This is a genomic window from Streptomyces sp. NBC_01116 (genome assembly GCF_041435495.1).
GTDB lineage: Bacteria > Actinomycetota > Actinomycetes > Streptomycetales > Streptomycetaceae > Streptomyces.
Genome location: NZ_CP108644.1, coordinates 2,132,580 through 2,156,185, shown reverse-complemented (window position 1 = coordinate 2,156,185; position 23,606 = coordinate 2,132,580). Strand labels below are relative to the sequence as shown.

Below are 23,606 nucleotides of genomic sequence, written 5' to 3'. Positions count from 1 at the left end.
CCGCCGGCCGCACGCCGGTGCCGCGTCGCCCGCTGCGCTCTTCTCCTTTCCCTATGGCCCCATAGGGGATTCGCATAGCCGCTTCGGCCATCGCGCGCCCGAATGAACGGGCCGATCGAATGCGTTGACCGCCCGTGAACGTCTCTCCATAAAATGGCGGTGCTCGTTCGGTCCGAACATTCAAGCGACATTCGAGGAGCCCGCATGCCGGAACCACTTGCTGTCGTCACCGGCGGAACGCGAGGAATCGGACTGGCTCTCAGCCGACGGCTGATCGGCATGGGCCACCGGGTCGTCGCCTTCTACGCCCACGACCGGGAGTCCGCCGAGAAGGCCGAGGTGGACAACCCCGGACTCACCGCCCTCCAGGTCGACCTGGCCGACGGCCCGGCGGTGGCCGACGCCGCCGCCCGGGTCCTGGCGGAGCACGGCGCACCCGCGGTCCTGGTCAACAACGCCGGACGCAACATCGACCGCCCCTTCCTGGAGATGAGCGACGAGGACTGGACCACGGTCCTCGACACCAACCTCACCGGCCCGTTCCGGCTGACCCGGGCCCTCGCACCGGCGATGATCGACGCCGGCGGCGGCTCGATCGTCAACGTCGGCGCGACCACCGGCATCCGGCCCCGCGTCGACGGCATCAACTACTGCGCCAGCAAGGCCGGCCTGCTCCAGTTCACCAAGTGCCTGGCCCTGGAGCTCGCCCCCGCCGTCCGGGTCAACTGCCTGATCCCCGGCATGATCGACACCGAGGAACTGCGCACCCGCTGGCGCCTGGACGACCCGGAGCGCATGGCGCAGACCCTCGACGAGATCCCCACCCGCCGCATGGGAACGGTCGAGGACGTCGCCGACGGCCTCGCCTTCCTCGTCGGCCCGGCAGCCACCTACGTCAATGGTCAGAAACTGATCATCGACGGTGGCCAGTTCATGTGGTGAACGCGCCCATGCCCGAGCAGATCCTCGACCAGGCACGCGCGGCCCTCGACGCCGCCCCGCCGACCGGTGACCCCGCCTACACCCGCTACTGCCACGAACTGGCCGCCCACCTCACCGAGGGCTGGGCCGACATCCGGGCCGCCAACCGTGTCGACATCGACCGCGCCGAGGCCCGCGGCCTTCCGCCCACCCTGGTCGACCGGCTGCGCCTCACCGACGACCACCTCGCGGCCATGGTCGCCCTCACCGGGACCATCGCCCGCGAACTCCCCGTCGTCCTCGCCGACCCACCGGAGATACCGGCCGGCGACTGGGGCGTCCTGCGCCGGGTCCGCAAGCCGCTCGGCGTCGCCTTCATGATCTACGAGGCGCGGCCCACCGTGACCGTCGACGGGGCGCTGCTCCCGGTCTCCGTCGGCAACGCGGTCCTGCTGCGCGGCGGCAAGGAGAGCGCGGCCACCGACGCCCGGCTCGCCGAGACCGCCAAGGCGGCGCTCAGGGCGGCAGGGCTGCCGACGGGCCTCGTCACGGTCCTGGACGACCCCGACCGCTCCCTGATGAAGGGGATCCTGGCCCGCCCCGACCAGGTCGACGTCCTCATCCCGCGCGGCAGCCCCTCCCTGATCGACTACTGCCGCAGCTCCAGCTCCATCCCGCTGATCGCCAGCGGCGGCGGCGTCAACCACCTGTACGTGCACCGCAGCGCCGACCTCGAACTGGCCGCCCGCGCCACGCTGAACAGCAAGATCCCCGAACCGGCCGGCTGCACCTCGGTGGAGATGGTCCTCGTCGACGAGGAGATCGCCGAGGACTACCTGGCCGCCCTGCTCGGCGCGTGCGAACGGGACGCCGCGGACCTCACCGTGCGTCTCGATCCCTCCGTACCGGCCCCGGCCCCGGTCGCGGGCGGGTCCTGGCGCACCGAACCACTGGAACCGTACGACCTGGGGCGGGAGTTCCTCGACCCCGTGATCGGACTGCGTCCGGTCTCCGGCCCGGCGGCCGCCGCCGCGTTCGTCCGCACCCACGGCTCACAGCACACCGAGGGCATCATCGCCCGGGACGGCGAGGTCGCCCGGGAGTTCGCCCGCCGGATCGACGCGGCCATGGTCGTCGTCAACGGGTCCCTGCGTCTGCACGACGGACCCAAGCTCGGCCTCGGCGCCGAGATCGCCATCGCCACCGGCCGGCTGCACGTCCGCGGTCCGGTCACGCTCGGGGCGCTGGTCACCAGCTCCTGGGTGGTCGAGGCCGACGGCCAACTGCGGGACTGACCCGGGCCGGCCCGGCCGGCCACCACCGCACCACCCTCGGCGCACCCCGTCAACGCCCGGCGCCCCGCACCGCGTACACCCCGTCCACGCCACCACCCGCGTACACGCCCGTCCGGATTCCCCCCCCCGCACCGAGTGCTGGGCCCGTCCACGCCACCCGCGTACACGCCCGTCCGGATTCCGCGCCCCGTGCGCCACCCGCCTTACCGATCTTCGAGAGGTTGTCATGACCCAGTCCCACACGACCGAGGCCCTCGCACCGATCACCGAGCGGCTCGACCGAGCGGCGGTCGGCGACACCGTCAAACGCGTCGTCATCGCGGAGTCGCGCCTGCCCATCGGCCCGGAGGCCATCGACGACGCCGAACCGCTCGTCGGCAAGCTGCTGCGGGTCAACTCCCTCGGCTTCGTCGGCATGCTGGTCCGCATCGAGGACGAGCTGGGCATCACGCTGCCCGACGACCTCTTCGTCGGCCGCTCCTTCCAGACCGTCGGCGACCTGATCGACGTCGTCCTCTCCGGAGCCGAGGACGCCCGATGACCGCCACCCTGCCCACCCGCTGGCGCAGCACCCTGCCGTACCTCTCCGCGCCGCTGCCGCCCGACCTCACCCCCGAGACCACCGGCCGTACCGGCGTCGGCGTCAACCTGCCGATGGAACTCGTACGGCAGAGCGTCCTGGAGCGCGAGTACTGGGACATCCCCGCCGAGGTCCTCGCCGCCTACAGCAGGTTCCGGCCGACGCCCCTGTGGCGGGCCACCGGCTTCGAGCAGGCCATCGGCTCCCGGGTGCCCGTCTACATGAAGTACGAGGGCGGCAACATCTCCGGCAGCCACAAGCTCAACACCGCGCTCGCGCAGGCCTATTACTACAAGAAGGCCGGAGTGAAGGAGCTGGTCACCGGCACCGGGGCCGGCCAGTGGGGCACCGCGATGGCGGCGGCCTGCGCGCTGTTCGGCCTGCGCTGCCGGGTCTTCATGGTCGACTCCAGCCTGCGGCGCAAGCCCTACCGCGGAGTCCTCATGCGCATGCTCGGAGCGGAGATCCACCCCAGCCCGAGCGGTCTCACCCAGGTCTCCGGAACCCGGGCCGAGGGCGTCGGCAACAGCCTGGCCATGGCCATCGGCGAAGCGGTCGAATACGCCTCGACCCACGACGACGTGGCCTTCTGCATCGGCAGCGGCGAGACCTACAGCATCCTCCACCAGTCCGTCATCGGCCTGGAGGCGCAGGCGCAGCTCGCGGAGCTGGACGCCGGCATCGACATGGTGGTCGGCGCGGTCGGCGCCGGCTCCAACTTCGGCGGCATCGCCCTGCCCTTCCACGCCGAGGCCGTCGCCACCGGGACCAGGCCGCCCAGGCTGGTCGCCGCCGAATCCTCGACCGCCCCCAAACTCACCCGGGGGGTGTACGCCTACGACAAGACCGACGCCACCGGCACCGGCCCGCTGGAGGCGATGTACACCGTCGGCAGCGACTACCCGATCCCGGACGCGCACTCCGCCGGTCTGCGGTTCCACGGAGCCGCCAAGCTCATCTCCGCGATGCGCCACAGCGGCGACGTGGACGCCACCGCCGTCACCCAGCAGGAGGCCCTGGACGCCGGCCGCCTGCTCACCCGGCACGAGACCGTGCTGCCCGCTCCCGAGTCCGGGCACGCGCTGGCCGCGGCCGCCAAGCTCGCCACCTCCGGAGCGGACGGCATGCGGGCCGAGCGGGGCGTCCTGGTCTGCGTCAGCGGCAGCGGCTACCTCGACCTGGCCGCCTACGAGCAGCTCCTCAACGACGAACTGAGCGACGAGGCCCCGAGCGAACAGGCCCTGCTGGCCGCCGTGTCCGGACTCAGCCCCGCCCTCGGCGGCGCGCCCCTCGGCATCGGCCCGCTCCTCGCGGGCGCCGCGGCCGGACCGGCGGGAGGTCCGCGATGAGCGCCGTCACCGAGAGCGCGACCGCCGCTTGGACCGCGGCGGACCTCGCACCGCCCGCCCCCGGCGCGGCCGTTCCGCCGGTCCTGTCCGGCGAACGGGCCGGACGGCTCGACTGCGTCCAGTCGAACCTGGCCCAGCTCGCCGACGACCTGCACGGCGACGACGCCCACCTCGCCCTCGGCGCGGTCCCGCGCTTCCGGCCCCGGCCCGGCCCGCACGGACTGCCCACCGTCGAACCGGCACTGGAGGACCAGCTCGCCGCGACGGCCCCGGCCGGGCTCGCCGAGACCGCCCGGTGGACCGGGGTCCAGCCCGCCGAACTGGCCGGACTCGCCCGGACACACGGCCGCCTGTACGTGGTCGCGGACTCCTTCGCCATGCCGTGGCTCCCTTACCACGGCCGACGGCACATGGAGCACAGCTACCTGGTCGCCCCGCACGGCGACCGGGCACTGGTCGTCGACGCCTACGCCAGCCACACCCCGTGGGGCGTGGCCGCGCCCGGCCGGTGGGTGACGGACTGGTCGGTGCTGCCGGTCTCCTCGCTCGTGGTGCGCTTCGACGCGGTGCCGGCCGGCCCGGTCGAGCCCGGCCCCGGGGACTTCGGCGGAGCCGAGGAGTACGTGGCCGCCTACGCCGCCCACCCCGACCGGGCGGCCGCCCTGGAGCAGCTGACCACCGAGACCTGGCTGCTGGCCCGGTCGCGCGCCCTGCACGTGGCGTTCCTCGCCACCCGGGGCCCCGTGGGCGATCCGGTCACCGCGCACGTGCTGCGCCTGGCCCGCCTCGCCGAGCAGGCGTTCCTCGCCTACCGGCGGGTCCAGCGCGCCCGCCCCGAACCCGCCGGACTGCTGCCCGCCGTGGCCGCCGCCCTCCACGCCGACCGGGAGCTCTTCGACACCCCGGACCCCGTGCTCGCCGCCGTGACCGAGGTGGTCGCCGAGGTCGTCGGCGTCCCCGCCGAGAAGGTGCGCGAGGCCCCGTCGCTGAGCGAACTGCGCGGCTTCGGCTCCTTCCAGGTCGTCGAGGTCGTCGAGGCACTGGAGGAGCGGTTCGACGTCGAGTTCGACCCCGATGACCTGCTGCCCGAGACCCTGCACCGGCTCGACGGGCTCCGCACCCTGGTCGCCGCCGCCGGCGGAACGGCCGGCTGACACATCACCGCACGGCCCCCGCGTACCTCTCCCCCAGCCCCTAGGAGCATCGTGATGGACACCCGATTCACCGAACTGCTGGCGCCCTTCCTCAAGTACCTCCACGGCCAGGAACTCGACCGGGACTCGGACCTGCGTGAACTGGGCCTGGACTCCATGCAGTCGATCGAGCTGCTCTTCGCCATCGAGGACACCTTCGGCATCGCGCTCGCCGACGACGACCTCAACGACGCCACCTTCGCCACCGCCGGATCCCTGTGGAGCGCGATCGAGGCCGCGCGGGACTCCGGTTCCGCGGCGTCGGAGGCGGCATGAGCACCGTGCTCCCGGCCGAACCGGCCGCCACCAGCGACCTGTTCGCGGGACAGAGCCCCCTGGAGCGGGCCCGCTACGTCGCCGGGATCGCCGCCGACCACGCCCCCCGGCACGACGAGGCCGCCGACTTCCCGGTGGAGGCGCTGGCCGCCCTGCGCGAGACCCGGCTGCTGGGCCTGACCGTCCCCGTCGAGTACGGCGGCCTCGGCGCGAACGTCGACGAACTCCTCGACGTATGCGTCGCACTGGGCCGGGCCGACATGTCCGTCGCCATGATCCTCGGCATGCACTGCCAGCAGGTGGCCGCCGTCGTCGGGCACGCCACCCAGAGCCTGCGGACCGCGCTGCTCCCCGGGATCGCGGCCGGGCGCGTCTACCTGGCGTCCGTCACCACCGAGGCGGGCAAGGGCGGCCACCTGCTGACCGCCGGCTCGCGGACCGACCGGTCCGGCACGGATCTGGTCGTCGACCGGTTCGCGCCGATCGTCACGGGCGGCGCGCACGCCGACGGCTTCCTCATCACCGTGCAGCCGCCGGAGGCGACCTCCCCGAGTCAGGTCTCCCTCGTCTACGCCGGCCGGGACCAGCTCTCCGTCGAGGAGAGCGGCGACTGGCAGCCGATGGGCATGCGGGCCAGCCACAGCGTGGCCCTGCGGCTCCGGGGACAGGTGCCCGCGGACCAGGTCGTCGGCGGGAGCGGCCAGTTCTCCCGGATCGCCGTCGAGGTCTTCGGCCCCCTCGCCCACCTGGCGTGGTCCGCCGCCTGGCTCGGCACGGCCGCCGGAGCCCTGTCGCGGGTGGTGACCCTCCTGCGCACCCCGGCCGGCCGGGGCCGCTTCGACCTCGGCTCCGAACTGCTCCTGGGACGGCTCTCCGCCGCCCGCCAGAAGATCGACACCGTGCACGCCCTGCTGCGCCACACCGAGCAGGCCGTCGCCGCCGCCCCCGACGTCTCCGCGCCCCGGGTGCAACTGCTCTTGAACGCACTGAAGATCACCGCTTCCCAGGAGTGCCACGCGGCCGTCGACCTGCTCGTCGAGACCGTCGGACTGCGCCACGGCTACCTCAAGGACTCCTCCACCCGGCTGGAGGCGGCCCTGCGCGACCTGCGCTCCGCGCCACTGAACTACAGCAACGACCGCCTCCACCAGGCGGACGGCCGGCTCACGTTGATGGACCCGGAGGTGCGCCTTGTCCGATAGCCCGCCGGACCACCCGGCCGAGGACGCCGCCAAGGGCCCGCCCGGCGGCAGGGCCACCCGCCCCCGGCTCGCCCTCGCCGGCCGAGCCGTGCCGTCCGCGCCGCCCGTGGGCGCGGCGGAGCCCCCCGGGCTGCCCGCCGGAGCGGACGGCCGGACGCTCTGGGCCGCCCTCGGCGCCGCCGGCCGGCTCCGCTCCGCCTTCGTCGGCGGCGACCCGGCGGCGGGCGTCGACGTACCGGTGCTGAGCCGGCTGATGGCCGACGCGGACGCGGTCTCCGGCATCGGCACCACGCTCGCCCTGTGCGTCCAGATCGCCACCGCCGTACCGCTGCTCACCCTCGGCGGCGAACAGGCCGCGCTCGTCCTGGACGAGGCGCTGGCCGGGCGTTCGGTCCTCGCCCTCGCCGCCACCGACGAGGGCTCCGGCTCGGACCTCACCGGGCTCTCCACCACCGTGACGATCGAGCAGGGCGGGCTCACGGTGAGCGGCGTCAAACGCTGGATCACCAACGCCACCCACGCCGACCACTTCCTGGTGCTGGCCCGGCATCGCGAGGGAAGCCACTTCACCAACTTCACCTGGGTCCTGGTGCCCGCCACCGCCGAGGGCGTGAGCGTCGAGCCGGCCGACTCGGAGCTGTTCGACGGCTCCGGCACGGGCCACCTGCGCCTCGACGGCGTACGGCTGCCGCGCACCCACCTCGTCGGCCGGGTCGGCCGCGGGATGACGTCCTTCGCCGCCCATATCGCCGTGGAACGGCTCACGGGCACGCTCTGGGCCGTCGCCCTCTGCCGGCGCCAGCTCCAGCAGGCCCGGAAGTCCCTCCAGGAGCGGAGGTTCGGCGACGGGACGCTCTGGTCCCTGGAGAGCGTCCGGCAGCGCTTCGCCGACTGCCTCGTCCGCGCCCACCAGCTGGACGCGCTCACCGAACGGCTGGCCGAACGCGTCGCCCGCCGCCACGACACCGCCGCGGCTTCCGTGCTGAAGGCCTCCGCCGCCCAGACCGTCGCGCATGTGCTCGGCATCTGCGCCCAGTTGCAGGGCTCCGAGGGCTTCGCCACCGGCGGCGCCCAGTGGACCCGGGCCCAGGCCGCGCTGTGGAGCATCGGCGGCGGAGCCACCGAGGTCGTCCTGTCCGCGGTCGCCGGGGCCGCCGAACCGCTCCTCGCGGAGCTGGCGCCGTGACCCCGGCCCGCGCCGCCGCGACGGACGCCGTCGAGTGCGAGCCCGGCATCTGGTTCATGACCCGGCAGGGCACGGCCCCGGCCCCGGGACACCCCGACGACCTCGCGGACGCCTCCGGCCTGGCCGACTGGCGGGCGGCGGAGTTCCTCGCCGGCCGGGCCCTGCTGCGCGAGCTGCTGGCCGCCACCGTGCCGGAGGCCGCCGACGACCGCGTGACCCTCGGCCGCAACGGGAAACCGGGGCTGGCCACCCGCCCCGACCTCGGCATCAGCATCGCCCACGACCGGGGGCACGTCGCCGCCTGCGTCGCCGTCGGCCGGGCCGTCGGCATCGATGTCCAGCTGCCCGCCGAGAAGCTGAGCGACGGTCTGGTGCGCAAGTGCGTACGCCGGGGCCGCGAACGGCTCGACGCGTTGCCGCACGACGACCGGGCCCGGGAGTTCGCCTGGATCTGGACCGTGCAGGAGGCCTGCGTCAAGGCGGAGGGCAGCGGCCTGGCGGGCGGCCCCTGGACCGTGGACGTCACCGTGGGAGAGACGTCCGGCCGATGGAAGGGCTTCCGGTGGCGCAGCCTGCGCGACCGGTCCGACATCCCTCTGAGCTGCGCATGGGAGCTGCTGTGAGCACCGCGACGAACACCGCGACGGACACCACCGTATGGTCCGGGAGTGCCTCGGGCGAAGGCGGCGCCCCGGCCGGAGCCCCCGAACTGAGCTGCTACACCGCCGGGTTGGTGGCGTACCTGGAGGCGGAGCGGCCCGACGCCGCGGAGCTCCTGGCCGACGCCGTCGCCCTCGCCGTCCGCACCGACCTGCCGGCCGGGCGCCTCGCCTTCCGCCACCACCGGCGCATCGACACCGGCGGACCGGACGGCCCGCTCGCCCACCGGGGGGCCGCCGCGTGGCCCGAGGCGCTGGCCGGACTCCGGCACGAGAGCGCCCTGCGCGGACGGGTGCTGGCCGTCGCCAACACCCGCCACGTTCCCTGGTCGCCCGCCTACGGCCGCTCGGCCGTCTCCCACTGGGTCCTTCTGGAGCCCGGCACGGAACACGGCGACCGGTGGCGGGTCACCGACCGCTTCGCCGCACTCCTGCCGGACGGTGAGCAACTGCCCCACACCGGCACCCTGGACGACGACGAGCTGCGCGGGCTGCTGACCCCTCCCGGAGCGCTGCCGTGGCAGAACCGGGCCCGCGACGTCCACGCCCTGGGCGACGCCCAGGAACTGCCCGACCCGGACCACTTCGGCTGGCTGGCCCGCGAGGTGGGCCCGCCCGGGCGGGAGCCGGCCGGGCAGTGGCTCACCGAACCGCTCGACGTCCTGCGCTTCCTCGCCGCCCGGCTCGGCGAGGACCCCGCCGCACTGGCCGCCCACGCCGACGACCTCTGGGCCGCCGCCCGCCACCAGCGGCACCGGCTGGCCGTACTCGCCCGCCGGGGCCGGGTGCCCGCACCGGCCGCCGGCACCGCCGCACACGCCTGGGGCGAACTCCCGCGTTCGCTGCGCTTCGCCGTCACCTCCGCCGAGCGGGGCCGCCCCCGTCCGGGCGTGGTGGCGCAGGCCTTCGCCACCCTGATCGACGCCATGACCGTCCTGCGGCGAGAGGAGCCCACCCGATGAGCGTGACCACGGCCGAGAGCACGGCCGAGAGCACGGCTGAGAGCACGGCCGAGAACATCGCCGCACCTTCCGCGAGCCCGCGACCCGCGCACGCCGAACGGCTCTACGACTGGTTCGCGGCCAGCGCCGCCGCGTACGGCGACACCTGCTGCGCCCTGGAGGTCGACGGGCAGGAGCTGAGCTACCGCGAACTGGAGCGACTGGCCGGCCACCTCGCCGCGGCCGTCGTCGCCCGGCACGGCGGCCGCCCCGCCCGGGTCGGTCTCCTCGCCGCCCGTTCCGTGCTGGCCTACGCCGGGTACCTCGCGGTGGCCCGCCTGGGCGCCACCGTCGTCCCGCTCAATCCGGCCTTCCCGATCGCGCGCGGCGCCGACGTCGCGAGGGCCGCGGGCCTGGACCTGGTCCTGGCGGACGCCGAACTGCCCGGCACGGACGGGCTGCCGGTCCCCGTGCTGCGGTGCGACGCGCGGGAGCCCGCCGCCCCCGCCGAGGCCCCGCCCCGGGCGAGCGCCGGCCCCGAGGACCTCGCCTACATCCTCTTCACGTCGGGTTCGACCGGCCGGCCCAAGGGCGTGCCGGTGACGCACGCCAACGTCTCCGCCTACCTGGACCATGTGATCCGGCGGTACGGGACGGGCCCGGGGGACCGGGTGTCCCAGACCTTCGACCTCACCTTCGACCCGTCGGTGTACGACATGTTCTCGGCGTGGGGCTCCGGCGCCACGCTCGTCGTGCCCACCCGCGAGGAGCTGCTGGCCCCCGTACGGTTCGTCAACCGGGCCCGGATCACCCACTGGAACTCCGTGCCGTCCGTCGCCGCCTTCGCGCAGCGGCTGCGGGCGCTGCGGCCCGGCTCGATGCCCACCCTGCGCTGGAGCCTGTTCTGCGGCGAGGCGCTGAAGCTGCCGCAGGCGCGGGCCTGGCGGGCGGCGGCACCGCACAGCACCGTCGAGAACATCTACGGCCCGACCGAGATGACGGTGACCTGGACGGAGTACCGGCTGCCGCCCGAGGACGCCGACTGGCCGGACACCGTCAACGGGACCGTCCCCATCGGCGTCCCCTACCCGGGGCAGGACCACCTGATCCTGGACGAGAGCGGCCGGCCGGCCGACGACGGCGAGCTGTGCGTGCGCGGCAGCCAGCGGTTCCCCGGCTATCTCGACCCGGCCGACGACGTGGGCCGGTTCCGCGCGCCGACCGCGCCGTACGCCGTCCACGACGGCACCGGGCCGCTGACGCCCGCGCACTGGTACCGCACCGGCGACCGCGTGCGCCTGACGGACGGGGTGCTGGTGCACCTCGGCCGCCTCGACCACCAGGTGAAGATCCACGGCTACCGGATCGAGCTCGGCGAGATCGAATCGCTCCTGATGCGCCAGCCCGGGATCACCGACGCGGTGGTGCTGCCGGTGCCCGGCCGCAAGGGCGAACCGGTCCTGCACGCCGTGTGCGCGGGGGCCTCCCGCGACCCGGACGAACTGCTGGGAGCGCTGGGACAGCGGCTTCCCCTCTACATGGTGCCGGCCGCGGTGACCTTCACCGGGGCCCTGCCGCTCAACGCCAACGGCAAGGTCGACCGCGCCGCGCTCCTCGCATCCCTGACCCAACCGCAAGCGGCCTGAGGGGACAGACAGACATGACCGTCGACATCCAGATACCGCGCGAGCGGCCGGTCACGACGTGGCCGTCCGATGCCGGCCCGTGCCCCGGCACCGCGCCCCGGCCCGCCGCCCCGCACGAGGACCGCTCCGCCGACGCACCGGCACCCGGTCGCGCCGGCGGCCCCCGGGCCGAACCCGCCCTGGACGGGGCGGTCTTCCGACAGGCGATGGGGCGCTTCCCGACCTTCGTCACGGTGATCACCTCCGCCACGCCGGACGGCCCCTCCGGCTGCACCGCCACCGCTGTGCTCTCGCTGTCCCTGGAGCCCGCCAGCGTCCTGGTCTCGCTGCGCACCGCGGGCCGCACCCTCGCGCACATCCGCGCGGCCGGCGCCTTCGCGGTCAACGTCCTCTCCTGGGAGCAGCGTTCCCTGGCCGGCGTGTTCGCGACGGGCGACCCGCGCCGCCGCTTCGACCGGGTCGCCCACTCCCACGCGCACGGTGTGCCCGTCCTGGACGGCTGCACGGCCACCGTCGTCTGCGACCTGTCGGAGGCGGTGGACGTACTCGACCACACGCTGCTGATCGGCACCGCGCGCCACGCGTCCTGGCTGCCGCGGGACCCGATGGTGCTGCTCGACGGCATCGCCCACCGGGCCGCCGAGCCGCTGTCCCGCGGCGCGGCCCGCTGACACCGCGCCGAGCGGCCGGCCCGCCGGGCCGTCGACGCCGCACCGGCCCGCACCGCCCACCCACGCACCCCGAGAGACCCGAGGAGAGCCCCGCCGTGACCATCGCCGCCGAACCGGCCGTCCTGCGCCACTCCGCACACAGTGAGTTCCTGCACTCCTTCCTGCTCGCGGCCGCCCGCACCGCCCCGGACAGTCCCGCCGTGGTCGAGTTCGTGGCCAACGGTGAACTGCGCGAGACCAGTTACCGACGCCTCGCGGAGCTGGCCCGCGACTACGCGGAGGCGCTCGACTCCCTCGGCCTCGACATCGGCGACCGCGTGGTCCTGGAGTCCGACACCTCCACCCAGGCCCTCGCCGTGCTGCTGGCCTGCTCACGGCTGGGCCTGCCCTTCGTCCCGGTCAGCCCGGAGACTCCCGACGAGCGGTTGCACGGCATCATCGAGGTCACCGGCGCGGCACTCCACCTCCAGGCGGACGACGGACGGCGGACCGGGCTGCCGGAGGGCGTCGGCACCGCCCGGTTCGGCGGCGGCCGGCTCGCACCGGAGCGCCCGCCCGCCCGGCGCGTGCGCCGCCGCCGGGAGCTGTGCCCGACCGACACCGCGTACATGATCTTCACCTCCGGCACCACGGGCCGCCCCAAGGGCGTCGTGATGAGCCACCGCGCGGTCACCTCGTTCTACCGGGGCATGTGCGCGGAGGGGCTCGTCGGGCCCGGGGCGCGCGTGGCCTCCACCTCGCCGCTCCAGTTCGACTTCTCGCTGCTCGACATCGGCCTCGCGCTCGGCAGCGGCGCCGCTCTCGTGCCGGTGCCGCGCACGCTGATGCGCTGGCCCACCCGGTTCCTGCGGGTGCTGGCCGACACGGGCGCCACCCAGGTCAACGGCGTACCGTCGATCTGGCGGCAGGCGCTGCGGCACCTCCCGCACGTGCTGGAGACACTCACCGGCATCCGCGGGGTGCTCTTCTGCGGGGAGGAGTTCCCGCTCACCGAACTCCGGCAGCTCCAGCGGCTCCTCCCGGGGGCGCGGCTGGTGAACTGCTACGGCGCCACCGAGTCCATGGCCTGCTCGTTCACCGACGTGCCGGCCCCGCTGCCACCGGACCTGGAGCGGCTCTCCATCGGATACGCGCACCGGGGCGCCGAGATGCTCCTGGTCGACACCGCGGGCCGACTCGTGGACGGACCGGGGGAGACGGGCGAGATCCACCTGCGCACCCCGGCGCTCTTCACCGGCTACTGGGGCGACGCGGCGGCCTCGGCGGCGGCGCGGGTGCCCGATCCGGCCGAGCCGCGCTCGGGCCAACTGGTCCTGCGCACCGGGGACCTGGCGTACCGGGGGCCCGACGGCGAGCTGTACTTCCGCGGGCGTGCCGACTCGCAGGTGCAGCTCCGGGGCAACCGGGTGGAACTCGGCGAGGTGGAGCGCCGGCTGCTGGAGCACGAGGACGTGGCGGCCGTCGCGGTGCTGGTGCGGGAGCGGGACGGCGCCGATCCGGCGCTGGCCGCCTGCGTGGTGGCCCGGGACGGCGCCGGGGCGATCGACGACGGGCGGCTCACCGCGTTCTGCGCCCGGACGCTGCCCGCCTACATGATTCCGGCCGAATTCCACTATCCGGCCGATCTGCCGGTGACCGCCCACGGCAAGGTCGACCGCCGGGCCCTCGCCGCCCGCTTCACGACCGGAGATCATTGAGTGCAGCCCGAGGAGAAGACGACCGGCGAGCATGTGTATCTGACGTACGCCTATCTCAACGCGTCCGAATACGATGACTTCGGATCACTGCTGGACGACGATGTCACCGTGTGGCTTCCCGGAGAAGATCCGGTGCACGGCAAGGAATTGGTCATCCTGCAGGAATACTCACGTGACCTGGTGTATTCGCTGGAGTCCGTGTGGGCCACGCCGGGCGGGGTCTTCGTCACCGGGGTGGTCCATGCGCGACTCGACCCGGCCGATGCGATGGGTTTCGTCGACATACTGACGTTTTCTCCCCATGGACTGCTTCTCGTGCGCAAGCGCTACCATGCCCGGATGTCCGGCGCGAACCAGCCCTTGACAGCCCGTGAATCGTCGGTGTTCCGCCCGGCCTTACGGGGGCGACTCGGTAAGCTTTTTCGGCGGTGGGCGCCGTGCTAGCTTGGGCCTTCTGCTGAGGACCAGGTGATTGCTGACGCGGGGGGGCGAAATTCAGGTGAGGGAATCTGGCCCGATATACCGGATTCTCGGGCCTCTCCAAGTGACCGGGCCGGACGGCGTTGTCTGCCGTATTCCCCGCGGCAGGCAGCAGGTCGTCCTGTGCGCGCTCCTGCTGGAGGCGAACCGGATCGTCAGCACGGAAGGACTCGTCGACGCGATCTGGGGCGCCGCCCCTCCGTCGACCGCCCGCACCCAGATCCAGACGTGCATCTCCGCGCTGCGGACCAACCTCGCGGCCATCAGGGAACACACGAGCCTGATCACCCAGGAGCCCGGCTACCTCCTGCGGGTCGACGACGAGCAGTTGGACGCGAAGCTGTTCGGCCGGCTGACCCGCGAGGCCCAGGCGCTGGCCAGGGAGGGCAGGGCCGAGGAGGCGGCCGACGCGTTCAGAGCCGCGGACGACCTGTGGCGCGGCCCCGCCCTCAGCGGCACCAAGAGCCTGTCGCTCCAGACCGCCGCGGCCCACCTGGACGAACGCCGGCTGGCCGGTGTGGAGGGGCACGCCGCTCTCCAGCTCCAGCTGGGGCGCCACGCGGCACTCGTGCCCGAACTCGCCGCCTGCGTCGCCCGCAATCCCTTGCGCGAGGGGCTGCGGGGCCAGCTGATGCTCGCCCTCTACCGGTCCGGACGGCAGGCCGAGGCCCTGGAGACGTTCCGCGAGGGGCGGTTGCTCCTGGTCGAGCAGCTCGGCATCGAACCCGGCGACGAGCTGCGCCGGCTGGAGGCGGCGATCCTGGCCGGCGACGGCGCACTGCGCGGCCCCGGTCCCGCGACGGCTCCGCCCGCCGCACCGCGGCCCCCCGCGCCCGTTCCGCACACGCCGTCGGACGCCCCGGCGGACCCGCCGGCCGAGATCGCCCGGCCCGAACAGGCCGCGACCGTCATCCCGTGCCAACTCCCCTCGGACATAGCCGACTTCACCGGCCAGGCCGACGCCGTGAACGCCGCCCGCGCGGCGCTGGTGGCAGGGGGCGCCGCGCACGCCACGCCCGTGGTGGTCCTCACCGGGCCGCCCGGCGTCGGCAAGAGCACGCTCGCCGTGCACACCGCGCACCAACTGGTCGAGCACTTCTCGGACGGCCAGCTCTACTGCGACCTCGGCGGCACCCGCGACGAGGCCGCCACCGCCCTCGACGTACTGGGCCGCTTCCTGCGCGCCCTCGGCATCCCCGGATCACAACTGCCCGAGAGCGTCGACGAACGCGCCTCGATGTACCGCGACCTGCTGGCCGCACGCCGCGTCCTGGTCGTCCTCGACAGCGCCGCCGACTCCCGGCAGGTGCGCAGACTGCTCCCCGGCAACGGCGGTTCGGCCGTCCTGGTCACCGGGCGCTCCCGGATGACCGGCCTGCCCGGGGCCCGGTTCGTCCAGGTCGGCGTCTTCCGGACCGACGAGGCGATCGCGATGCTCTCGGCCGTGATCGGCGAGGAACGCGTGAGCACGGAGCCCGACTCGGCACAGGCCCTGGTCCGGCTGGTCGGCCAACTGCCCCTGGCGCTGCGGATCATCGCCGCCAGGCTGCTGGCCCGCCCGCACTGGACCCTGGAGTGGATGCTGAACCGTCTCTCCAACGAGCGCCACAGACTGGACGAACTCGCCCACGGCGAAATGGTGATCCGCTCCAGCCTCGCGCTGACCTACGACGGACTGAGCGAGGAGGCCAGACGGCTGCTGCGGCTGCTCAGCCTGGTCGAAGGCGGCTCCGTCGCGACCTGGACGGCCGCGGCCCTCCTGGACATCGACCTCTTCGCCGCCGACGACCTGCTCGAACTCCTGGTGGAAGCCCAGATGCTGGAGGTCGAGGCCGCCGGCCGGACCGGGCCGCACTACCGCCTGCACTCCCTGGTCCTGCTCTTCGCCCGCGAACAGCAGGAGCGGCACAGCGCCGAGGACGACACCGACGCGGCCCTGCGGCGGCTCGTCGGCGGCTGGCTGGCACTCGTCGACGAGGCGCACCGACGGCTGTACGGGGGCGACTTCACCGTCCTGCACGGCGAGGCCCCGCGCTGGCAGCCCGCCCTCGCCCAGGCCGACCGGCTGCTCGTGGACCCGCTGGCCTGGCTGGAGGAGGAGCGCACCGCCCTCTGCCGCGTCATCGACGTGGCCGCCTGCCAGGGACTGGCCGAGGCGTGCTGGGACCTCGCGGTCACCCTGGTGACCCTCTTCGAGTCCCGCTGCTACTACGAGGAGTGGCAGCAGACCCACCAACGGGCCCTGGGAGCCGTACGCGACGCCGGCCTGTCCCGGGGCCTCGCCGCGGTCATGTGCTCCATCGGCTCGCTCTGCCTGAGCCGCGAACACCTGGGCGCCGCCCGCCGCGCGCTGGAACCGGCCCTGGAGGCCTTCCTCGCCCTGGGCGACACCCACGGCCTGGCCCTCACCCGGCGCAACCTCGCGCTGCTCGCCGTACGGCAGGGCGAGACCGCCGTCGCCCGGGACCTCCACGAGCGGGCGGCCGCCGACTTCCTCGCCGTCGACGACCACGTCGGCCGGACCAACGTCCTGGCCCACCTGGCCCGCCTCGCGCTCGGCGACGAACGCCCGGACGACGCCGAGGCGCTGCTGAACGAGGCGCTGGAGATCTGCCGGACCACCGGCAGCCGCCGCACCGAGGGCCAGGTGCGCCTGGTGCTCAGCGACCTGATGCAGCACCGGGGGCGCTACCGGGAGGCCGAGGAGCTGCTGCGCGAGGTGCTGGAAGTGGTGCGCCTCCGCGGCGACATCGCCGGTGAGTCCCGCATCCTGTGCCAACTGGGCCTGGTGAACGCCCGGCTCGGCCGGACGGGCGCCGCCCAGGCACTGCTGCGGGACGTCGTGGCCATCCGCGAGCAGATCATGGACCCGGTGGGCGCGGCCGAGGCCCGGCTGGAACTGGCCCAGCTGGAGGCGAAGCACCGCGAACGCCTCACCGGCTTCGAGTTCCCGATCACCGCCCTGGGCTGACGCCGCACGCCCCGGAGCGGAGCCGGAGACCGACGGCTCAGGCGCCGGGACCCGGCCAGGGGGTGTCGCCGTCCGCGAGGACCACGGTGCCCCCGCCGCCGGGCCAGGGGGTGTCGTCCTCGGCCGCCGAGGCCTGTTCCGCGCGGGGCCACGGGGTGTCGCCGAGGGCCGCCGCGATCGTCCGGTTCTCCAGGTGCCAGGTGACGGCGCCCGGCAGGGGGAGGAGGGCGCCGGCGGCGATCAGTGCGGCTGCGCTGCTGAACAGGATCTTTCGCACGTGAGTCCATCTCCTCGGTCGGTGGGCGGAGGGTCTCTCCTCCAACTGCCGAGAACGCTAGAAGCGTCCGCTACTCATCCCCTACCGTCCGGCACCTGTCCGGCTGTCACCCGCCCGGATCCACGGGTTCCGCCGCAGTAGCGGGGCGGTAGGACCGGCCCGGAGCATGAGGAGGCGACAGGCAGTCCCGTCCCGTGCCGGAGGAGGATGGAGTGGAAACTCCTCAGCTCAGCGCCTTTGTGGCGGTCTTGGAGATAGGAAGCTTCACCAGAGCCGCAGCCCGTCTGAACCTGTCCCAGCCGACCGTCACCACCCGGGTGAAATCGCTGGAGCAGGGGCTCGGCGTGTCGCTGCTCGAACGCCTGCCCGGCGGAGTGCGACCCACTCCCGCAGGCGCCCAACTGCTCCCGTACGCAAGGGAGATCATCTCACTGACCGCCCGCGCCCGACAGGCGGTCAGCGCCGACGGCGAGCCGCACGGCTGCGTGGAGGTGGGCACCGTCGAGAGCGTCACCAGCTACCGGCTGCTGCCCATGGTCGAGTACCTCTACCGCCGCTACCCCAAGATGCAGGTCTCCCTGCACGCCGGTGCGGACGCCGACGCCATCACCGCGGTCCGCGAGGGCCGCCTCGACTGCGCGTTCGTCGTCGGCTCGCCCGAGGAGCACGAGGGACTGGAGACCAGGGTGCTCTGCCCCGAACCGCTCGTCCTGGTCGGCAGCCCCAGCCACGCCCTGGTCGGGCGGGGACAGGTCGCCGACGCGGAGCTGCGCAACACCCCGATCATCCGCGCGGACAGCCGTGCCGGCTACCACGACCAGTTCGAGGAGGCGCTGGGCACGCGAGCAGAGGTCGACCGCCCCCGCGTCTTCGAGCTGGACTCCGTCGACGCCGCCAAGCGCAGCGTCGCCCTGGGCATCGGCATGGCCCTCATGCCGCTGGTCGCGGTGGAACGCGAACTCGGCGAGGGAGCCCTCGCCGCGATCGACTGGGTGCCGCCCTTCGAGACGTTCACCCAGGTCGTCCGCCGCAAGGCCAGCGTCTCGCACGCCGCGCTGAGCGCACTGGTGGCGGCCGCGCTCGACGTCGCCGCCGAACCGATGGAGCCGCTCGTCCTCGCCGCGAGCTGAGCCGCCCCCGTACGCCGACCGGGGCCCGGACCCATCCCCGTCCACGAAGCCCCCACCTCCGAGCACCCCGCGCCGAAGAAAGGCCCGACATGACAGCGACCCCCGCCCCCGCCCCGACCGACACCCCCGACGGCCCGGCCCCGGACGCGCCGGCCGCCGAGCGGGTCACCGCCGCCATCGCCCGGCGCGTCGGAACCGGCCGGCCGATCACCCCCGCCACGGAGCTGGCCGCCCTCGGTATCGACTCCCTGCTGCTGCTCCGCATCCTCGGCGACCTCGCCGTCGACCCCGCCCAGGAGATCGACCCCTACCGCCTCGCCGACGTCCGCGACGTCGCCGGCCTCGCCGACTTCGTGGAGGACTGGGCATGAGCGTGACGACCACCGGTACCCCGACGCGCCCCCACGCCGCCCCCGCCCCGGACACCGTCCTCCCGGTCACCGCCGCCCAGCGCAGCCTCCTCTTCATCCAGGAGGCCATGGAACGCAAGGACCTCTACAACATCAGCTTCCGCATCACCTTCGACGGTGTGGCCGACGAGAGCTCGCTGCGCCGCTCACTGACCAGGCTGCTCCGGGTGCAGCCCGCCCTGCGCACCGAGTTCGCGCTCGACGGCGGGGTGCCCCGCGCCCGGCTCACCGAACCCGCCGACGTCGACCTGGAGACCAGGGACGTCACCGGGCGGGGGGCCGCCTTCGCGGCCGTCGTCGACGAGGAGAGCCGCCGGTTCGCGAAGCTCGCGGTCGACCTGCGACGGGCCCCGCTCTGCAGGTTCGCCCTGGTCCGCGGGGAGCGGGAAAGCGCCCTCCTCTGCAACATCCACCACTCGGTCAGCGACGGCGTCTCCATGACGGCCTTCCTCGACGAACTGCGCGAGGGCTACCGCTCGGACGACCCCGGCGCCGCCCCCGGCCGCCGCGAGCAGCAGCTCGCCGCCGAACTCGCCGCGCAGGTCCGGGCCACCGACGCCGCCCTCGTCGCCGGAGAGGTGCCCCGGCTCGCCGCGGCCGTCGCCGCCGCACCCGCGACGACGCTCTACCCCACGCCCACCCGGCCGGTCGACACCTCCTTCGCCGGCGGCGACCTCTCCGTCCTGCTCACCGTCGAGGAACGCCGCCGCGTCGAGGCCGCCGCCCGCGAACTCTCCGTCACCCCGTTCGGCTTCCTGCTCGCCTGCTACTCCACCCTGCTGGGCCAGTACGCGGGCCAGGACACGGTCGTCGTCGGCAGCCCCTTCTCCACCCGGCGCACCATCGCCGCCCACGAACTGTGCGGCTTCTTCGTCAACACGCTGCCCCTCGTGCTGCCCGCCGCCGCGCCCACCTTCGACGAGCACTGCACGGCCGTCGCCGGCGTCGTGCGCGAGGCGATGCGCTACCAGGCGGTGCCGTTCGACGCGCTGGTGGCCGAGGTCGCCCCCGAGCGCGTGACGAACCGGAACCCGCTCTTCCAGTGCATGTTCGCCATGCAGGACACCCTGCCCACCCGGCTGGAACTGGCGCCCGGCCTCACCGGGACGGTGGAGTTCGTCTCGCAGGAAGCGGCCCGCTTCGACCTGTGGCTCGGCGCGACGCCCGTCGACGACGGGCTGCTCATCGAGCTGGAGTACGACACGGACCTGCTGCCGGCCCCGTACGCCGAACGCTTCCTCGCCGAGTACCGGCAGCTGGTGCTGGGCGCCGCGGACGAGCCCCGCGCCCCGCTCCGCGAGCTGACCCGTTCCCTGGACACCCGCGCCACGGCCGGCTTCCGCCGCGGCCACGAGGCCCGCGTCGAGGCCGAGGGCGGGCTGCTCGGCCTGGCGGCCGCCGCGGCCGGACGCGACCCGGACCACCCGGCCGTCGTCGACCCGGGCGGCACCGCCCTGACCTACCGCGAGCTGCTGGAGCGCACCCGCCGCGCGGCCGCCGGACTGAGCGGGCGCGGCGTGCGGCGCGGCCACGTGGTCGCGGTGGTGCCCGACAACCTCGCCGACACCGTCGTCGCCATGCTCGCCGTCCTGTGGTGCGGGGCCGCCTACCTGCCCATCGACACCGGACTCCCGGCGGACCGGCTGAGCTACATGCTCGACCACGCGGACTGCACCTTCATGATCGCCAACGCCTCCGTGGTGCCCGGCGAGCCCGAACGGGCCACGGTCACGGAACTGGAGCAGGCCGGCGCGACCGCCGACGCGCCGGAGCCCTCCGACGGCTCCGACCCCGTCTACATCATGTTCACCTCCGGCTCCACCGGCCGCCCCAAGGGCGTCCTGATGGGCCAGCCCGCCCTCGTCAACCTCCTGCACTGGCAGCTGGAGGAGCTGGCGATGGGCCCCGCCACACGCTTCCTCCAGTTCGCACCGCTCGGCTTCGACGTCTCCTACCAGGAGATCTTCCCGACCCTGGCCGCCGGCGGCACGGTGTACGGCCTCGGCCCCACCGACCGCCGGGACCTGCGGGCGGTGGCCGAGCTGGTCGACCGCGAACGACTGACCCACGTCTATCTCCCGGTCGCCGTCCTCGGCGCGTTCGCCGCGGCCGCGGACGACGCCGGGCACACCCTGCGCACCGTCTCCTTCCTCTGCGTGTCCGGCGAACAGCTCCACCTCGACAGCCGCTCCCGCCGACTGCTCGACACCCACGACCGGTTGACCCTGGTGAACCTCTACGGGCCCACCGAGACGCACGCGGTGACCTGGCACGTCCTGCCCGGCGGCCCCGCCGGACGTCCGTCCCACGTGCCGATCGGCCGCACCCTGCCGGGAGTCGACACCCACCTGCTCGGCCCGGACGGCCAGGAGGTACCACCCGGCGCGGTCGGCGAACTGCACTTCGGCGGCGTCTGCCCCGCCCAGGAGTACGTCAACAGCCCCGAGCGCACCGAGGCCGCCTTCCTGCCCGCACCCGGAGGCGGGCGCATGTACCGCACCGGCGACCTGGCCGTGCGCGCGGAGGACGGCGACCTGCTCTTCCTCGGACGCCGCGACTCCCAGGTCAAACTGCGCGGACACCGCGTCGAGCTGGGCGAACTGGAGACCGCGGCCGAGCGGCTGCCCGCTGTCCGGGCCGCCGCCGCGACCGTGCGCGGCACCGGTGAACAGGCCGCCCTGTGCCTCTTCGTGCTGCCCGCTCCCGGCGAGCCGCTCGACGTCGCCCGTCTGCGTGACGCCCTCCGGCAGGACCTGCCCACGTACATGATCCCCCGGCACGTGCTGCGCATCGACCTGATGCCCCTGACCGCCAACGGCAAGGTCGACCGGGTCGCCCTGCTCCGCCGCTACGAGGCGGGCGAGTTCGAGAACGCCGATGAGCGGCCCGCCACGGGCGACTGGAACCCGAGCCCGGCCGAGGCGACGGTACGGGAGCTGTGGACCCGCATCCTCGGCAACGAACCCACCGGCCCCGAGGACTCGTTCTTCGTCCTCGGCGGCAACTCCTTCGACGTCATGCGCCTGTTGAGCGAGCTGGCCGGGGCCACCGGCGTACGCGTGGCGGTGGCGGACTTCTTCCGCTCGCCCACCCTGGGCGCCCTGGCCGCCCACCTGGACACGGCGCCGCGGCAGGCGTCCGCCGGCCCCGCCGACCGCCGGCCCCGCTGACCGGCCCTCCGTTCGACCGACCCCGACCACGGAGACGTACATGACCACCGTCATCGACCTGATCGAGGGATCCGTCCTTCGCCACCCCGACAAGACCGCGCTGCTCTGCGGCAGGGACCGTGTCACCTACCGGCAGCTCTGGGACGGCGCCCACGCCGTGGCGGCACGCCTGCGGGACCTCGGCTGCGAGCGCGGCGACACCGTCATCCTGGCCGGCCCGGGCAACGCGGAGTTCGTCACCGCCGCGCTCGGAGCCTGGCTGTCCGGCGTCGCCTGGGCGCCCATCGACCCGCGGATGCCGGCCGATCGCGTCCGCTACATCGTCGACGACACCCGGGCCCGCCTCGTCCTGCACACCGCCGACGACGGCCCCGAACCGGGCCTGCCCGTCGAGCGGATCAGGCCGGTCACCGAACCGGCGCCCGCCGCCCGCCGCTCACCGCACCGCGCGACCGGGGACGACACCGCCTACCTCATCTACACCTCCGGCTCCACCGGCCGCCCCAAGGGAGTGCAGGTCGGCCATCACGGACTGGCCGAGCATCTGCGGGGCACCTGCGAGGCGTACGGACTCACCGAGCCGGACGTGCTGCTCTCGTTCTCCTCCGCCAGCTTCGACGCGGCCATCGAGGAGATATGGGCCCCGCTGACCTGCGGGGCGACCGTGCTCCTGCGCGGCCCGTCCCTCTGGACCGGCCAGCAGCTCTTCGCCCGGGTGCGACTCCACCAGGTCACCTTCATCGCCTGCACCACCGCCTACTTCGAGGCCTTCTTCGGCGAGGAGCTGACCGAGGACGACCGCGACGCGCTCGCCTCGGTACGCGGGATCGTCTTCGGCGGTGAGGCGGTGCACCCCGGCGTCGTCCGCCGCTGGGTGGCCGGCCCCCTCGCCTCGATCCCGCTCTGCAACGCCTACGGGCCGACCGAGGCGATCATCACGGCCACGCTGTACTGGATCGCCCCCGGCTGGAACGGCGCCTCCGTCCCGATCGGCCACGCCATGCCCGGACACACGACCGTCGTCCTGGACGCCGAGGGCCGCGAGGCCGCCGACGGCGAGAGCGGCGAGCTGTACCTCGGCGGACCGTGCGTGGCCACCGGCTATCTCGGCCGCCCCGACCTCACGGAGCAGCGCTTCGTCGAACTGCCCGGCCGCGAGGGGATCCACTACCGCACCGGCGACCTCGTCGCCGTCGAGGGCGACGAGCTGGTGTTCCTGGGCCGCGCCGACCGACAGGTCAAGATCCGCGGATTCCGCATCGAGCTGGAGGAGATCGAGGTCGCGCTGCGCGGCCTCGACATGGTGCGCACGGCCGTCGTCGGCGTGGAGGAGCGCCCCGGCGGCGGCGAACAACTCGTCGCCCACGTCGTCCCCCAGAACCGGGCCGACCGCGAGGACCCCGACGCCTTCCGCACGGCCCTGCGCACCGCCCTCGGCGCCACCCTGCCCGTGTACATGGTGCCCGCCGAGATCAGGACGCACGAGCAACTGCCCCTGGGCGTCACCGGGAAGATCGACCGGGCCAAGGTGCTCGCGGGCACGGGCGACTGA

Annotated in this window: 20 protein-coding genes; 19 read left to right on the top strand and 1 reads right to left on the bottom strand. The window is 74.1% G+C overall.

Translation table 11 applies throughout. The features are described from left to right. Window positions 1-204 precede the first annotated feature (204 nt). From OG245_RS09400 to OG245_RS09330, 15 genes are all read left to right on the top strand, one after another. The gene (locus tag OG245_RS09400; protein ID WP_371623063.1) at window positions 205-942 is read left to right on the top strand and encodes an SDR family NAD(P)-dependent oxidoreductase; all 738 of its coding nucleotides are present in this window, start codon (window positions 205-207) and stop codon (window positions 940-942) included. 8 nt (window positions 943-950) lie between these two features. After that, window positions 951-2,216 (top strand): glutamate-5-semialdehyde dehydrogenase, encoded by a 1,266-nt coding sequence (locus OG245_RS09395; protein ID WP_371623062.1) that lies wholly within the window; start codon window positions 951-953, stop codon window positions 2,214-2,216. A gap of 226 nt (window positions 2,217-2,442) precedes the next feature. Next, a complete protein-coding gene (locus OG245_RS09390; RefSeq protein ID WP_371623061.1) occupies window positions 2,443-2,757 on the top strand; it encodes an acyl carrier protein in 315 nt (104 codons plus the stop codon). Beyond that, window positions 2,754-4,145 (top strand): TrpB-like pyridoxal phosphate-dependent enzyme, encoded by a 1,392-nt coding sequence (locus tag OG245_RS09385; protein ID WP_371623060.1) that lies wholly within the window; start codon window positions 2,754-2,756, stop codon window positions 4,143-4,145. The genes OG245_RS09390 and OG245_RS09385 overlap by 4 nt, the downstream gene beginning before the upstream one ends. Further along, entirely contained in the window at window positions 4,142-5,299 is a 1,158-nt protein-coding gene (locus OG245_RS09380) for a phosphopantetheine-binding protein (RefSeq protein WP_371623059.1), read from the top strand. Before OG245_RS09385 ends, OG245_RS09380 begins: the two co-directional genes overlap by 4 nt. A gap of 54 nt (window positions 5,300-5,353) precedes the next feature. After that, a complete protein-coding gene (locus OG245_RS09375; RefSeq protein WP_371623058.1) occupies window positions 5,354-5,614 on the top strand; it encodes a phosphopantetheine-binding protein in 261 nt (86 codons plus the stop codon). After that, a complete protein-coding gene (locus OG245_RS09370; RefSeq protein ID WP_371623057.1) occupies window positions 5,611-6,816 on the top strand; it encodes an acyl-CoA dehydrogenase family protein in 1,206 nt (401 codons plus the stop codon). The genes OG245_RS09375 and OG245_RS09370 overlap by 4 nt, the downstream gene beginning before the upstream one ends. Next, window positions 6,806-8,002 carry an acyl-CoA dehydrogenase family protein gene (locus OG245_RS09365; RefSeq protein ID WP_371623056.1) on the top strand — a complete coding sequence of 399 codons (1,197 nt, stop codon included), beginning with the start codon at window positions 6,806-6,808 and terminating at the stop codon, window positions 8,000-8,002. Before OG245_RS09370 ends, OG245_RS09365 begins: the two co-directional genes overlap by 11 nt. After that, window positions 7,999-8,625 (top strand): 4'-phosphopantetheinyl transferase superfamily protein, encoded by a 627-nt coding sequence (locus OG245_RS09360; RefSeq protein ID WP_371623055.1) that lies wholly within the window; start codon window positions 7,999-8,001, stop codon window positions 8,623-8,625. The genes OG245_RS09365 and OG245_RS09360 overlap by 4 nt, the downstream gene beginning before the upstream one ends. Beyond that, the gene (locus OG245_RS09355; protein ID WP_371623054.1) at window positions 8,622-9,623 is read left to right on the top strand and encodes a hypothetical protein; all 1,002 of its coding nucleotides are present in this window, start codon (window positions 8,622-8,624) and stop codon (window positions 9,621-9,623) included. The genes OG245_RS09360 and OG245_RS09355 overlap by 4 nt, the downstream gene beginning before the upstream one ends. Further along, the gene (locus tag OG245_RS09350) at window positions 9,620-11,248 is read left to right on the top strand and encodes an amino acid adenylation domain-containing protein (RefSeq protein WP_371623053.1); all 1,629 of its coding nucleotides are present in this window, start codon (window positions 9,620-9,622) and stop codon (window positions 11,246-11,248) included. Before OG245_RS09355 ends, OG245_RS09350 begins: the two co-directional genes overlap by 4 nt. A gap of 14 nt (window positions 11,249-11,262) precedes the next feature. Beyond that, window positions 11,263-11,919 (top strand): flavin reductase family protein, encoded by a 657-nt coding sequence (locus tag OG245_RS09345; protein ID WP_371623052.1) that lies wholly within the window; start codon window positions 11,263-11,265, stop codon window positions 11,917-11,919. A 95-nt stretch (window positions 11,920-12,014) separates the two neighbouring features. After that, the gene (locus OG245_RS09340; protein WP_371623051.1) at window positions 12,015-13,616 is read left to right on the top strand and encodes an AMP-binding protein; all 1,602 of its coding nucleotides are present in this window, start codon (window positions 12,015-12,017) and stop codon (window positions 13,614-13,616) included. Continuing rightward, window positions 13,617-14,060: a nuclear transport factor 2 family protein gene (locus OG245_RS09335; protein ID WP_371623050.1), complete on the top strand. Its 444-nt coding sequence runs from the start codon at window positions 13,617-13,619 to the stop codon at window positions 14,058-14,060. Window positions 14,061-14,160: 100 nt separating this feature from the next. Further along, window positions 14,161-17,067: a BTAD domain-containing putative transcriptional regulator gene (locus tag OG245_RS09330; protein WP_371623049.1), complete on the top strand. Its 2,907-nt coding sequence runs from the start codon at window positions 14,161-14,163 to the stop codon at window positions 17,065-17,067. Window positions 17,068-17,104: 37 nt separating this feature from the next. Here the strand turns inward: OG245_RS09330 and OG245_RS09325 are convergent, their stop codons facing one another. Then, the gene (locus tag OG245_RS09325) at window positions 17,105-17,344 is read right to left on the bottom strand and encodes a hypothetical protein (RefSeq protein ID WP_371623048.1); all 240 of its coding nucleotides are present in this window, start codon (window positions 17,342-17,344) and stop codon (window positions 17,105-17,107) included. 212 nt (window positions 17,345-17,556) lie between these two features. On the opposite strand from OG245_RS09325, the gene OG245_RS09320 reads away from it, so the two are divergent. The 4 genes from OG245_RS09320 to OG245_RS09305 all read left to right on the top strand — a co-directional run bounded on the left by OG245_RS09320 (window position 17,557) and on the right by OG245_RS09305 (window position 23,606). Further along, on the top strand, window positions 17,557-18,474 hold the full coding sequence (locus OG245_RS09320) for a LysR family transcriptional regulator (RefSeq protein WP_371623047.1): 918 nt from the start codon (window positions 17,557-17,559) through the stop codon (window positions 18,472-18,474). Between the two features lie 89 nt (window positions 18,475-18,563). Beyond that, window positions 18,564-18,845 (top strand): phosphopantetheine-binding protein, encoded by a 282-nt coding sequence (locus tag OG245_RS09315; RefSeq protein WP_371623046.1) that lies wholly within the window; start codon window positions 18,564-18,566, stop codon window positions 18,843-18,845. Continuing rightward, a complete protein-coding gene (locus tag OG245_RS09310; protein ID WP_371623045.1) occupies window positions 18,842-22,054 on the top strand; it encodes an amino acid adenylation domain-containing protein in 3,213 nt (1,070 codons plus the stop codon). The genes OG245_RS09315 and OG245_RS09310 overlap by 4 nt, the downstream gene beginning before the upstream one ends. Before the next feature lie 40 nt (window positions 22,055-22,094). Beyond that, entirely contained in the window at window positions 22,095-23,606 is a 1,512-nt protein-coding gene (locus tag OG245_RS09305) for an amino acid adenylation domain-containing protein (protein ID WP_371623044.1), read from the top strand.